Below are 13,402 nucleotides of genomic sequence, written 5' to 3'. Positions count from 1 at the left end.
GTCTTTAATACTGAGCGCAAATTTTATATGATTGTCTATAGGGTTCACGGTTTTCTCATATCCTTTCAAATGATACTGTAGTGGGTGGATTTTTTGGATGAGGGCTGTGAGCTCTTTTTCTGTCCTTAAATTGTAAATTCAAAGGCACAAAAAATCCTGTTAATAGTTTACCATTTGTAAACTATCAACAGGAAAAAGTATAGAGCCATATCATCATTATACGTCCGATTAATTATTTATTCAATTATTATTCATAAATTAGCAAGCATGTAAATTTAAATTCAGTCTAATTAAAGGACGCCAAGACATTATTTTTGATCATAAAAAGGACGACAACAAAATTAGTTTTTGTCGTTGGTCACTTATTAATTAAAACAACAACGCATCAACCTCAGCCTTAGTTGGAATTGAATCCATCGCTCCAGCTCGTTGAATGGTCAAGGAGGAGGCCGCGTTAGCAAAATCGATGGCGGCCTTAACATTACTAAGATCTTTATTTAAAACGGCCGCCATCGCTCCGATAAAGGTATCACCAGCAGCCGTTGTATCGACTGGCCGGGCAACTTTATGTGCCGCAACGACTCCAGTTTGAGCGGCGACATTATAATAGACACCCTTAGAACCTAAGGTAATCAATGTATTAGGAATACTTTTAGTCTGAAAAGCGGTAGTAATTGCCGCGAAATCAGCCCCTGTCACTGCCTTATGTCCGGTTAAAGTTGCGGCCTCGGTTTCATTAGGTGTGACGATATCAGTCAGTTGCAATAACTCATCTGGTACTGGTTTATTAGCAGGCGCCGGGTTTAAAATTGTCGGCACACCAGCTTCTTTAGCAATTTTAAAGGTTGCGATAATGGGCTCAAAATTAGTCTCTAGTTGAGCGATCACAATATCGGATTGCCTAATCTTGTCCGCAGCAGTTTCGATGGCCGCATTACTAACTAACTTGTTGGCGCCGCCTTCAACCATAATCGTATTATGACCATCAGGCTCCAAAATAATAAAAGCCTGGCCAGTATTTTTACCATCAAGCGCGCTGATTGCACTGACATCAATACCTTCAGCCTTGCATTTACTAATCAACATTCTCCCGGCAGCATCGTTACCCGTTGCGCCAATAAAATGAACCTGAGCACCTAATCGCGCTGCAGCAACGGCCTGATTTGCTCCCTTACCACCGGCCGCCTGCGTACTAGCCCTTAACAAACCAAGCGTTTCTCCTTGAGTCGGAATATGTTCAACCGGAATATGAATATCCAAATTCAAACTGCCAATAACTGTAATATTCTTTGCCATAATTACGTTCTCCTTTTGGGTTGATTGCGCACGTTTAGCCGAAACGTACCCCAGAATACGGCCTCTGAACGCCTAACGCCACATCCGCGATTATTCACTTTATCAATTCCATCACGACACTATGCATCTACATAAAGTTTATGCTTTTTAATCTAAGGACTCAATATTTTCATCCGTTTCATTAAAAGTGGACTAAATTTATACGCTTACTTTGATTAATTTAAAGCAGGCGCCATCAAGGTATCCTTGAAAAGTCACTGAAAAACGCGTAATATATTTCGTGCACGAACAGTTCGTATACGAATAATTATTATGAGGAGTACTAATGAATAACGCCGAAATAGAAATTAAAGATTTAATTTTATCACTGCGCTCGCTTAGAAAAGAAACACGCCGGATTTTTTATTACCAAGCTAATGAACAACAGCTCACTGAAACTTGGATTATTGCTTTGGGTGCCCTTGCAACTAAAAACCCTAGCTCACTCGAGGAACTTGCCAACGCCTTACGACTAGGTAACAGCACAACTTCCGGTATTGTTGACCGAATGGTGGCGGAGGGCTTAGTCACTAAAGATCGTGATCAAACAAATAAGCGCAAAATCAATATTAGTCCAACTGCGAAAGGACAACAAAAATATGCAGTAACTTACGCCGATTTTTGGAAAAAACTAGCACCAATTAACGATATGTCCACGCCAAAATTAACGGAACTATTAGCAACCCAAACAGAACTACTAAAAAAGTTAGAAGGTATTAAATAGTGAGCGCTGCACAAATAAAACATAATCGGGGAATTATGTTGATCCTAGTTATGGGAACTTTCTTGGCCTTCTTAAATCAAACTTTAATGAACGTGGCGCTACCTAGTATCATGCGGTCATTTAACATCACTGCTGCACAAGGACAGTGGTTATCAAATGGTTACATGTTAGTTAATGGTATTATGGTCCCGCTAACGGCCTATTTAATCCAACGCTTCACCACCCGGCAACTTTATTTGGCCGCAATGTGTGTGTTTGCTTTTGGTACAATTATTGCCGGAATGGCGCCTAGCTATCTGATATTAATCACCGGACGCATGATTCAGGCCGGTGGTGCCGGCGTTATTGCCTCACTAATGAACGTCTCCATCATGAATATGTACGCGGCTAACAAACGTGGAACTGCTATGGGTTGGGTTGGTCTGGCACTAAATTTTGCGCCAGCCCTTGGTCCAACCATTTCTGGTTATTTAGTTGAACAGTATAATTGGCGTTCGCTTTTCTATCTGATTGCACCTCTAATTATCTTGGATATTATTTTTGCAGCAATCATGCTACGTAACCTGGGCACGAATAAAAAATTAAAACTTAACTGGAGTGGCGTTGCCCTTTCAAGTATTGGTCTTGGCTCACTGTTACTTGGTTTCAGTAATGCCGGTACAATGCCAATACTGTCTAAAAACGTTCTTGGTTTTAGTTTGCTTGGCCTACTGATTGTCATTGCCTTTGTCTATCAACAAACACATATCAGTAACAAATTACTAAACTTCAACGTTTTTAAAAGTCATAACTTCATCATTGCGGTGATCGTGAACGTCTTTTTAATGATGGCACTTTACGGCGGAATGCTGTTACTTCCTTTATATATGCAAAATGTTATGCATTATAGCGCAATCTATTCTGGTCTAGCTATGTTGCCCGGCGCCTTGATAATTGCGGTTATGTCACCAATTAGTGGCCGGATGTACGATCAATGGGGTGCCAAATATTTATCATTTGGTGGTACCATTATTTTACTGATTGGTACTCTTATGCTGAGTCGCGTAAGCCTGCATTCAAGCTTTGCCTGGGTGACTGCCGCCCAAGCCGTTCGCCAGTTAGGCCTTTCAGTCGTTACCATGCCCATTCAAACGGAGGCCTTTAATTCGTTACCTCAAGCAATCATTCCTGATGGCTCAGCGATGTATACAACCATCCGTCAAGTATCAGGTTCATTTGGGACAGCGTTATTAATTGGAATCATGAGCGTTTTGCAAAAAAATAACATTGCACAATTAATGGCCCAGCATAGCCTAAAAGTCGCTACCCAATTAGGTTCCTTACAAGCAATTAAAACAACTTACCTTGTAGCCGCCGTCTGTGTGTTAATTAGTTGTTTGCTCACCCTAAACTTTAGAAAACGTGACTATATCTAGCACATCGGAAAGGTGGGTTAGACTCTGAACTTGCACCGATTATAGAAGACTGCGCCGAAAATAAATTTTACTGCGGCCTTTTCAATTATTTTTAGTGCTAACGCGGAACAATCTAATTCACCAATATTGGTAAAATTTTGTCCATTGTAATTTTATTTGCCTTGACACACCTAAGCTTGTAGCTACCCTAATTAACCCAGAATTTATTTTTAACGGCCAGTCTTATACACAATATATTGTTAAATTTTAGTTGATTTTGCGAAATAACCCCCTATATATTGATTGATATCAATTGCGATTTGGCGGTGAATGCTTTAATATATGATGTATTAACAAAGAAAAAGGTGTTCATTATGTTAGATATTCAACCTAAAGTTTTACAAATTAAAGTGATCAAGCGCGACGGTCGTTTAATGCAGTTTGACGGCAACAAAATTCAAAATGCACTAGTAAAGGCTGCCACGCAAGTTGATCAGGAAATTGATCCAATCATTAATCAAGCATTAGAAGAAGTCACGACTGACGCCATTAACGAAATTAACCAACGTTTTACAAAAAATATAAAGATTTACGAAATTCAGAATATTGTTGAACAAACACTGTTAAATCACCACCAATACGATATTGCTCAAGAATACATTAATTACCGAACAAAACGTGACTTTTCCCGCAATCAGGCAACTGATATTAACTTTACAATCAAAAAATTATTAAATAAAGATCGTAACGTTATTAACGAAAATGCCAACAAAGACAGTGAAGTTTTCAATACACAACGAGACCTGACTGCCGGCACAGTTGCCAAAGCAATTGGGCTAAAAATGCTTCCTGCAAAAGTGGCCAACGCGCATTTAAAGGGTGAAATTCACTGGCATGATCTCGATTATCAACCTTACAGCCCCATGACAAATTGCTGTTTGATTGATTTCAAAGAAATGCTAACCCACGGCTTTAAAATTGGTAACGCTGAAGTAGAACCACCACATTCGATTCAGACGGCTACTGCCCAAATGAGCCAAATTATCGCTAACGTTGCTTCTAGTCAATATGGTGGGTGCTCCGCCGATCGAGTCGACGAATTATTGGCACCCTTTGCAGAAAAAAATTACCAAAAACACTTAACGGATGCTAAACAGTGGATTGATGGCGACCAAAAGCAACAGGATTTTGCGAAAACTAAGACAACCAAGGATATCTATGATGCTATGCAGGCCTTGGAATACGAAATCAACACCTTGTATTCTTCACAGGGCCAGACACCATTTACGACACTTGGCTTTGGTTTAGGCTCAAGTTGGATTGAACGCGATATTCAAAAAGCAATTCTACAGGTACGAATTAAGGGCCTTGGTAAAGAACACCGAACAGCAATTTTTCCTAAATTAGTCTTTACCTTGAAACGTGGTTTGAATTTAGACAAAACTGACCCTAATTATGATATTAAACAAATTGCGATTGAATGTGCCACAAAACGGATGTACCCTGACATTTTATCTTACGACAAGATTGTTGAATTAACTGGATCGTTCAAAGCACCAATGGGTTGCCGCAGCTTTTTACAAGGCTGGAAAGATGAAAACGGCAAAGAAGTTAACTCAGGCCGAATGAATTTAGGCGTCGTTACGGTTAATTTGCCGCGAATCGCTTTAGAATCACAAGGCGATCAGGCTAAGTTCTGGGAAATCCTGGAACAACGTTTGCAAGTTTGTAAAGAAGCTCTTGTTTTCAAGGTAAATCGGGCCAAGGAAGCCAAACCAAATAACGCACCAATTTTGTACGAATTTGGTGCATTTGGTAAGCGCCTAAAACCAACTGACTCGGTCGATGAGTTATTTAAAAATAACCGCGCAACTGTTTCACTAGGCTATATTGGCTTATACGAGGTAGGTGCGGTCTTCTTTGGTCACGCTTGGGAAAATGACCCGACGGCCAAGGCATTCACGGTTGACGTCGTAAAGGATCTCTACAAGCATTGCTTAGCGTGGGAAAAAGAATACGGTTATCACTTCAGTGTTTACAGCACGCCTGCAGAAAGCTTAACAAATACCTTCTGCCAAGCCGATTTAAAGAAATTTGGTAAGGTTAAGGACGTCACTGATAAGGAATACTACACAAATAGTTTTCACTACGATGTTCGTAAGGCGCCAACACCATTTGAGAAGATTGACTTTGAAAAAGCTTACCCTAAATATTGTGCTGGTGGTTTTATTCATTATTGTGAATACCCAAATTTGAAACAAAATCCAAAGGCATTAGAGGCCGTTTGGGACTATGGTTATGATCGAATTGGCTATTTAGGCACCAATACACCAATCGATCAATGCTTCAAGTGTGGTTTTAAAGGCGAATTTAAACCAACTGAACGGGGTTTCAAGTGTCCTAAATGTGGTAACACTGACCCAACGACTTGTGATGTGGTTAAACGAACTTGTGGTTATTTAGGTAATCCGCAACAACGCCCAATGGTTCACGGCCGACACGAAGAGATTATTCACCGGGTTAAGCACATGACACTGGGAAATGATCAAACAACGCAAGCAAGACAATAAATGGTGGTTATAATTAATGATAAAAAATGAATTACCCAATAATCCTAAGCCAAAAGAATGGTTAGCGGACGATTTAAGCCAGCAATACATTGCTGACTACAAGCCCTTTAACTTTGTTGATGGCGAAGGCGTTCGTAACAGTCTCTACGTTTCTGGTTGCCGTTTTGCTTGTCCAGGTTGCTATAATAAAATTGCCCAGAATTTTCATTATGGGCATCCGTATACAAAAGAATTGGAAGACCAAATCATCGCTGATCTGGCGCAGTCTTACGTTCAAGGACTGACCTTACTTGGTGGTGAGCCTTTCCTTAATACTCAAGTCTGCCTCGCACTAGTTAAGCGGGTTCGGCAAGAATTTGGGCACGATAAGGATATCTGGTCGTGGACTGGCTATACTTGGGACGAGCTACAACAGGAATCAGCGGATAAAAAAGAACTATTGAGTTTGTTAGATATTCTAGTGGATGGTCGCTTTATTCAAGCTAAAAAAGACCTAACACTTCAATTTCGTGGCAGCTCTAACCAACGTATTATTGACGTCCCAGCTTCACTTGCCACAAATAAAGTGGTGATTTGGAAAGATTTAGTCCATTAAACGAACATTAAAATAGACGCTAAAAGTATTGGTGATCAACCTTACTTTTAGCGTCTATTTTCATTTAAGCAATAACAAGCCACCAAAGACAATTAGTAAAATATAAATGTACTTGACCAAAGTAGTTCGTGCAATGTGATCACTAAGCCAGTTGCCTAATGGTACAACAACGAATAACAAGGGCACAATTATCAGCAGCAAGTGAACAACCGTTATATTCCAAAAACCTGAAGCGGCTTGATTAATGACAACAATTGTCCCTACGCAAAGAAAGTGTGCCTGCAAAATACCGCGTAATTGATCTACCGGCCATTTTTTCAAGGTCCCGTAAATGACAACTGGTACGCCATGGCTGTTATAAGCACTTCCCAACGCCCCTGAAACGATACCAGCTAAATAATCCCAATAATTAGCGGCAAGATGCTTTTTTTGTGGTTGCTGACTAAATAATTTCCACAGACTATACGTTCCGTAAACAATTAGAAATAGACCTAATAAATGTAAAACCAACTTGGTGGGCACCATTTTAATCAAGAGAATTCCTAATGGTACCCCTAGTAATGAGCCAGTTACTAAGCGCCGAACGACGGCAAAATCAATGTGCGCACGAAATTTAACCGCTGCCGGAATTGCAACCAGTAACCCCAATGCACCAATTAAAGCAGTTGACATTTGAAGGTTAAAACCCACTAATGCTAATAGTGGCATTGTTACTAATGCTTCACCAAAACCAAAAACTGTTCGAACTAACGCACCAAATAAGGCGATTAAGACAACTAAAAATAGTGTCACTAGATCTCTCCATTTCATTTTAAGGTTATTCATACATTGTAAAGGAAATCCAGTAACAATAACAGGCCGCCGAAAATCAAACAACGCGCATATTTCTTTCTTTCACTGCTAACCATCATTTAAAATGATAATTAGAACTAAATTTGTAATTACAAGGAGGAATCCCAGTATGTCCTGGAATATGCAAGATTACCCTAATTCAATGAAAAACATGTCCGCGCAAGAACGGAAAAAAGCAATTGATATCGGCAATGCACTCTTGGCTGACGGATACCCGGATGACCGCGCCATTCCGATTGCGATTAATCAGGCGGAAAAATGGTACCAGGATGCAACTCCAAGCGACAAACAAAAGTTACGTAACGATAAAAATCCAACCAAACACGACAAACATTCGGAAAAGAAAAGTAGTCCAGAACTCATTGACTCGAACGAACTAGTTAAGCACCAAGAAAATGGCTGGGCAATCATGGCTGAAGGCGGTAAACAACCCAGTGAAGTGTTCCCTACTAAAGAAGAAGCGCTGAAACGTGCTCATAAAATCGTTGCCAATAAGGATTCGGTGATTAAAGTGTATAAACGAGATGGCAGTTTGCAGGATGAAATTCGGCCCAAAAAATAAATGACGTTGCTATCCTTCTGCAATAAATCAAACCACCGTTATGGTTTATTTATTGCAGTCTATTTTATTGGCACACCAAAAACGAAAAGCTGGGCCAAAACTCTGGGTTCACGTGTCTAATTTGAAAAGACGTCCAGATCCAAGCATCAGTCTAGTGAGTATTTGAAAAGCATAAAAATAGCGCGCTATTAAACTTCAAGCGCGCTTGATTATTTAAAAATTTGTTGAACTGAGACTGGTCTCTGTTTTCGAATACTTTCTTTTAGACCAGGTTACAAAAATGGACTGATCGTCGAGTATCGATTCAACTTGATAAATAAGTCATTAAATACAATTTGGATTAGTTAATTTTATGAAAAACAGTTGCGCGACACGTTTAAAATACATAATTCATCAATAAGGTTCCAATAAATCCTGTAATTCATTTGTGGCCGCTGAATCATTAGAAACAGTGAAGTCCTGATCTGGCTTGTACGTCGTTTCGGTTCCATTATTATTGTATTCACCAAAACCAGTAAGTGGATCGACTGTTGTGCCGTTACCAGATTTTAATTCATACACAACCCCATTATCGGCCAAAAGGTATTTACTAACTGGTTTATCAAAGTTCATATTAGTCGTATAACCATCAGCCGTTGAGCCACTATCTAAGCTATCATCAACGCCAGTAGTCCCATCCTTAGACGTATAAAACACTAAACCACCAATTGCGTGAATTTTAAAATTAGCGGTACCGGGATTATTATTATCTTGCACCTGAACCTCACCATCTGGCGTTTGGGCGTACCAGTCACCAGAACCAGCGGCCCCATGATTGAAATAGTAATTACTAACCGCCATGTTGCCCGTTTGCGCACGACTGTCGGCCCAATTCAGCATTTGTTCAGTAACCGTTTGCTTTTCCGCTTCAGATAGTGTGACTGATTTTTGTTTATTTGTAGCTGTGACTTCACTTTTCGATTGAGTAGTTGAAGCCTTCAACGAAGCATTTTCTGCAGCCAAACTAGCACGCTCAGATTCTGTAGTATCACTAGACGAACTAGAGCTCGCAACCGCCGTTTTTTCAGCAGGACTGGGACTTTGTCGTAAAATAAAAATAAAACCAATAAATAATATAATTACTACCGCACCAAGTATCCACGGCCAACGTCGTCGCGCTTTTTTAATTGGTTGATCTTGTGCACGACCTGTTTGTGAAAAAGTATAACCACAGTGGCTACAAAACATAGTTGTTCCCGTATTAGTTGTACCACAGCGTGGGCAAACCTTAGTCGTTTGGACCTCTAATGCTTGACCACAACTAATACAGAACTTAGAATTTGGCTCATTTAAAGTACCACAATTTGGACATTTTATCATAATAACGCTCCCCCACTGCTGCACAATAACATTCCGTTGTGCCCGCCGTTTACTACCTTTACCCAGTACTTCAGATCATTAATCTCGATACATAATCTCCCAAATTACCTAAACACCCATTGCTTCACCTTATTTATACCATATTTTAGACGTTATTTTACATTTTAAAATAAAAACTGCTTGCTCATAACGCTACGTCATTAGCTATGCTATAACTTATAGGAGGTGAAATTCTATGGCGACTTATACAACCGGTGAGCTCGCAAAAATTTGTGGTGTTTCTATTCGCACCATTCAATACTACGATCAAAAAAATTTACTAAGCCCAGACCATTTTAATAAAAGTGGTAAACGTATTTACTCAAACAAAGAGTTACAAACCTTACGTATAATTTTGGGGTATAAACAGCTGGGTTTTACGCTCAAAGACATTAGGAAGGTGATGGCAAATCAACAAAATTATGCAGTCTTGGAATTACTATTGGACCGGCAAATAACACGACTGGACCAACAAATTAAAGTACTGGAGGCACAAAAACAGAGCGCTCAGTATATTAGTGACACGCTCCACAATAGTGAACCACTATTAGAAAACACATTAGACGACATAGATGGCACAATGCAAAAAAACAAAGAGCTGAAACAATTACATCAGCTACTGATTTTATTCGGTATTCTTGCAGATCTACTTGAAATTGGATTATTATTTCTGGGCATTGTTAACGGGATTTGGTGGCCAATGTTCATTGGCATTCCAATTATAGTTTTTATAGCTGGTTATATGACAAAAGAATACAATCAAAATACCGCTTATATTTGTCCTAATTGCAAAACCATTTTTAAAATTGGACTAAAAAAACTATTTTTCTCTGCACACACACCAAAAACGCGTAAATTAATTTGCCCGCACTGTGGTAAAAAGGCGTATTGTATTGAAACATTTGCCAAAGAATAATCAATTAGTAGGCTCCAAGATTATGCTTCATCAAGCATAATTTGTTTAATTTCCGTCTGTAAAACGGGAAGAACTGTCCCTTCAAACCAAGTATTTTTATGCAACCAACCATAGTTAAGCGGTGATGGATGAACTAATGGAAAATAGTTAGGCAGATAATCTTCATAATGCCGAACAGTTTCCGTCAAAGTTCGCTGCCGCCGTTTTTGTAAATAATATTTTTGCGCGTACTGACCAATTAAAAGTGTTAAACGTACCTTGGGCATCAATTCTAATAGCGGTTCGTGCCACTTATCAGCAAAACCTTTCCGCGGTGGAAGATCGCCGTGCGCACCCTTACCTGGATAGTAAAAATCTAACGGCATCACAGCAATTTTACCAGAACGGTAAAACTCATCCTTGCTTAATCCCATCCAGGCGCGCAAACGATCGCCACTTGGATCATCCCAAAACACCATTGATGCTTGCGCCTTTCGACTGGGAGCTTGACTAATAATAAGAATTTCTGCCTGCGGAATAACGTGATAAAGTGGTTGAATTCCTTGAGCAGTAAATTCTTGATTTTGGGTATCGTTTTGAATTGCCGCAAATATTTCCGACGCAGTTTTTATGTGCATGCTGACCTCTCTCCTTTACTCCATCAACCTATTTTTAAATTAGTTAAAAACTTGATTCACCATCATGTGAGCAAATAATCAACATTGGCGCAAGTTACTTGCCTAGCTGAATCCATCTGCTAAATTTACCAAGCTCATAATTATTCTGACTAACCAATTGCCTTTTGCCGCTCTAATCGTTGCGCCCAAAGGTTAATCCCCAACGCAATTAACATCAGTATTAACGATAAAAACATGATGTTATGCAGGCCATTATGTAAAATAAGCCGCATCTGCGGAATTAACTGCGTCGGCAACGTTTTGAGATTGGTTGCATCACTAAGCTTATTCATCATTTTCATCGTAATTTTACCACCGGATTGGGCAACACCACTTCTTAGTGCACTGTTCATGATCAGTCCAAAAATTGAGGCCGTAAATGTCTGGCTCAACATCCGAATTAAAAAACTAAACGATGTAGCCACTGGAATATCTTTTGGGTCGGCATCCTGTTGCACCTTTACTTGCAGTTCATTAAAGCAGGCACCGTTACCAAAACCTTCAAAAGCGGCAGCGACCAATAAAATCCAGTACGGTGTTTTAACTCCCATAACTAAAAGAAGGATAAATGAAATAGTTAACGTAATAATTCCCATAGCGATTACTTTTTGCGGTGTTAAATACCGGCGCAATGGCGCGACCGAACCAGATCCCATAAAATTAGTTAATGAACCGGGAATTTGCGTGGCACCACCAACCAAGGCCGTTGTCCCGAGTAATCCTTGGGCCCACATTGGACTGTAGATTAAGAAACCAACAAAGGCGCCCCAAATTAATGTGAATAAAATAAAATCAATCATTAACGAGCGATTTTTAAAGAGTCGACTAGGAATAATTGGATCGGCCACGCCACGTTCAAGGTACACCATGCCACCTAGGCAAATGGCCGCGAATACTAGCACGCCGGCAACAAGTAGTGAATTAGCGCTGCCGATCATTTCAATCCCGGCAAGCAAACTCACTAAACCAATCGTCATTGAAATAATTCCGCGATAATCAACTGGTTGACTTTGCCGTGATTCATGCGTTGTTTGATAATATATTTGCACTAAGATAGCCGAGATTAGGCCAATTGGTACGTTTAAATAGAAAACCCAGTGCCAACTGAACGTATCCACAATGTAGCCGCCAACCAATGGTCCAATAATCGTTGCCGTGCTGTAACTCGCCGACACAAGCCCCAAAACCTGCATCCGTTTCCGAGGATTGGTAAACATCTGCGCGTAAATAATGTAAGGTAATGAAACCACGCCACCATTTCCGATTCCAGCGATGGTTCGTGCGATAATCAGAAAAACGATATTAGGTGCTAATCCTTCTAAAAGGGAACCCACTACAAAAAAGAGCGCAGCCAGTTGGTAGCTGTGCTTATTGCCGACATGTTCGCCTAACTTACTCCATAGAGGCGTACTAACTGCTGTTCCTAACAAAAATACCGCCACAATCCAGCCCATCATTTCAATTCCGTGTAAATCAGAAATAATGGCTGGTAATGCCGTATTAATGATAGTGTTATCCAACCCACTCATCGCATTTGACAACAACAATGCACAAGTGACAATGATAATATTATGCTTTGACAAACGATACACTTCTTCCCAAAAAATTAAACTATCCCTTTCATGCTACAACTTATGCTGCCATTTTAAAATGCTGATTATTCAATATTCTAATTCTAGCGCCTTTAAGTACTGAAAATATAACTATTTCATTCAAATTAGTCCCTAACGCCGGAGAAAAAATTTGCTGAACGTTTGTTTGGCCTTTTTTCTTCTTAAGTAATATAATTAGCTCATTAAATCTGTAAAAAAGAGGTTAGACTAATGAATCAAAAATTCCTTGAAGTTATGCAGCATGAAGGCCCAACTACCATTATTACGGTTAACGCACAGCCTGCTAGTGTCGTTAATACCTGGAGCTCATACGTTGAGATAAAACAGGCCGATAATTACCTCCTTATCCCTGCAGCAGGGATGCACAGTATCGAAAATGATTTTCAAACTGACAACCGGGTTGTTTTAACTATGGGAAGCAAAGAAGTCCCCGGAACACAGGGACCTGGGGCTGGTTTTCACGTTTACGGAACCGGTGAATTTATAGAATCGGGAAGTGAATATGACGAAATGAAAGCTAAGTTCCCGTGGATTCGTAAGATATTAAAAGTTAAAATTGATGACATCGTTCAAAAAATTTAGTGTGCTTTTGAAAAAATAATTCAAAAACACCACACATTATAGCTAATAAATAATGACCAAAAGAAGTCTGCGACCTATTCAATTAGGTTGCGACTTCTTTTTTGCTACTTTATGCACTTAATCGTGCTAATTCAAGCTTGTCGGCCACTATAAATTTTCTTGTTCAGACATAGATTTAACCAAAAAAGACACATCCACAATTAAA

12 protein-coding genes are annotated in these 13,402 nt (G+C 39.7%); 7 read left to right on the top strand and 5 right to left on the bottom strand.

Features of this window, described 5'->3' with window-relative positions; genetic code table 11:
* Positions 1 to 369: 369 nt before the first annotated feature.
* Positions 370 to 1,296 (bottom strand): ribokinase, encoded by a 927-nt coding sequence (gene rbsK, locus EKM61_RS06855; protein WP_068225879.1) that lies wholly within the window; start codon positions 1,294 to 1,296, stop codon positions 370 to 372.
* 325 nt (positions 1,297 to 1,621) lie between these two features.
* Between rbsK and EKM61_RS06850 the strand changes: the two genes are divergently transcribed.
* From EKM61_RS06850 to nrdG, 4 genes are all read left to right on the top strand, one after another.
* Positions 1,622 to 2,059: a MarR family winged helix-turn-helix transcriptional regulator gene (locus EKM61_RS06850; protein ID WP_068225880.1), complete on the top strand. Its 438-nt coding sequence runs from the start codon at positions 1,622 to 1,624 to the stop codon at positions 2,057 to 2,059.
* 35 nt (positions 2,060 to 2,094) lie between these two features.
* Positions 2,095 to 3,474: an MDR family MFS transporter gene (locus tag EKM61_RS06845; RefSeq protein WP_068226273.1), complete on the top strand. Its 1,380-nt coding sequence runs from the start codon at positions 2,095 to 2,097 to the stop codon at positions 3,472 to 3,474.
* A 353-nt stretch (positions 3,475 to 3,827) separates the two neighbouring features.
* Entirely contained in the window at positions 3,828 to 6,023 is a 2,196-nt protein-coding gene (nrdD, locus tag EKM61_RS06840) for an anaerobic ribonucleoside-triphosphate reductase (RefSeq protein ID WP_068225881.1), read from the top strand.
* A gap of 16 nt (positions 6,024 to 6,039) precedes the next feature.
* Entirely contained in the window at positions 6,040 to 6,618 is a 579-nt protein-coding gene (gene nrdG / locus EKM61_RS06835) for an anaerobic ribonucleoside-triphosphate reductase activating protein (RefSeq protein ID WP_068225882.1), read from the top strand.
* 60 nt (positions 6,619 to 6,678) lie between these two features.
* On the opposite strand, the gene EKM61_RS06830 is transcribed toward nrdG, so the two are convergent.
* The gene (locus EKM61_RS06830) at positions 6,679 to 7,410 is read right to left on the bottom strand and encodes a sulfite exporter TauE/SafE family protein (protein WP_068225883.1); all 732 of its coding nucleotides are present in this window, start codon (positions 7,408 to 7,410) and stop codon (positions 6,679 to 6,681) included.
* 169 nt (positions 7,411 to 7,579) lie between these two features.
* Here EKM61_RS06830 and EKM61_RS06825 point away from each other — a divergent pair, with 169 nt between their 5' ends.
* Positions 7,580 to 8,032: a DUF2188 domain-containing protein gene (locus EKM61_RS06825; RefSeq protein WP_068225884.1), complete on the top strand. Its 453-nt coding sequence runs from the start codon at positions 7,580 to 7,582 to the stop codon at positions 8,030 to 8,032.
* Positions 8,033 to 8,425: 393 nt separating this feature from the next.
* Here the strand turns inward: EKM61_RS06825 and EKM61_RS06820 are convergent, their stop codons facing one another.
* Positions 8,426 to 9,391: a zinc ribbon domain-containing protein gene (locus EKM61_RS06820; protein ID WP_082918548.1), complete on the bottom strand. Its 966-nt coding sequence runs from the start codon at positions 9,389 to 9,391 to the stop codon at positions 8,426 to 8,428.
* Positions 9,392 to 9,626: 235 nt separating this feature from the next.
* Here EKM61_RS06820 and EKM61_RS06815 point away from each other — a divergent pair, with 235 nt between their 5' ends.
* On the top strand, positions 9,627 to 10,346 hold the full coding sequence (locus EKM61_RS06815; protein WP_068225885.1) for a MerR family transcriptional regulator: 720 nt from the start codon (positions 9,627 to 9,629) through the stop codon (positions 10,344 to 10,346).
* Between the two features lie 20 nt (positions 10,347 to 10,366).
* Here EKM61_RS06815 and EKM61_RS06810 read toward each other — a convergent pair whose 3' ends face one another.
* Both EKM61_RS06810 and EKM61_RS06805 read right to left on the bottom strand, forming a co-directional pair.
* A complete protein-coding gene (locus tag EKM61_RS06810) occupies positions 10,367 to 10,957 on the bottom strand; it encodes a uracil-DNA glycosylase family protein (RefSeq protein ID WP_068226275.1) in 591 nt (196 codons plus the stop codon).
* A 155-nt stretch (positions 10,958 to 11,112) separates the two neighbouring features.
* The gene (locus EKM61_RS06805) at positions 11,113 to 12,585 is read right to left on the bottom strand and encodes an MFS transporter (protein WP_075168935.1); all 1,473 of its coding nucleotides are present in this window, start codon (positions 12,583 to 12,585) and stop codon (positions 11,113 to 11,115) included.
* Positions 12,586 to 12,825: 240 nt separating this feature from the next.
* On the opposite strand from EKM61_RS06805, the gene EKM61_RS06800 reads away from it, so the two are divergent.
* Positions 12,826 to 13,197 (top strand): FMN-binding protein, encoded by a 372-nt coding sequence (locus EKM61_RS06800; protein ID WP_068225886.1) that lies wholly within the window; start codon positions 12,826 to 12,828, stop codon positions 13,195 to 13,197.
* Positions 13,198 to 13,402: the final 205 nt, after the last annotated feature.

Source organism: Loigolactobacillus backii (assembly GCF_003946275.1).
In the GTDB taxonomy this organism is placed as follows: Bacteria; Bacillota; Bacilli; order Lactobacillales; family Lactobacillaceae; genus Loigolactobacillus; species Loigolactobacillus backii.
This window is presented reverse-complemented; position numbering and strand designations above follow the sequence as displayed.

What these genes read in the sequence shown, in the direction of transcription:
- rbsK (WP_068225879.1), bottom strand. Translation starts at nt 1,296, where the DNA reads ATGGCAAAGAATATTACAGTTATTGGCAGTTTGAATTTGGATATTCAT.
- nrdD (WP_068225881.1), top strand. Translation starts at nt 3,828, where the DNA reads ATGTTAGATATTCAACCTAAAGTTTTACAAATTAAAGTGATCAAGCGC.
- EKM61_RS06845 (WP_068226273.1), top strand. Translation starts at nt 2,095, where the DNA reads ATGTTGATCCTAGTTATGGGAACTTTCTTGGCCTTCTTAAATCAAACT.
- nrdG (WP_068225882.1), top strand. Translation starts at nt 6,040, where the DNA reads ATGATAAAAAATGAATTACCCAATAATCCTAAGCCAAAAGAATGGTTA.
- EKM61_RS06820 (WP_082918548.1), bottom strand. Translation starts at nt 9,391, where the DNA reads ATGATAAAATGTCCAAATTGTGGTACTTTAAATGAGCCAAATTCTAAG.
- EKM61_RS06800 (WP_068225886.1), top strand. Translation starts at nt 12,826, where the DNA reads ATGAATCAAAAATTCCTTGAAGTTATGCAGCATGAAGGCCCAACTACC.
- EKM61_RS06815 (WP_068225885.1), top strand. Translation starts at nt 9,627, where the DNA reads ATGGCGACTTATACAACCGGTGAGCTCGCAAAAATTTGTGGTGTTTCT.
- EKM61_RS06850 (WP_068225880.1), top strand. Translation starts at nt 1,622, where the DNA reads ATGAATAACGCCGAAATAGAAATTAAAGATTTAATTTTATCACTGCGC.
- EKM61_RS06825 (WP_068225884.1), top strand. Translation starts at nt 7,580, where the DNA reads ATGTCCTGGAATATGCAAGATTACCCTAATTCAATGAAAAACATGTCC.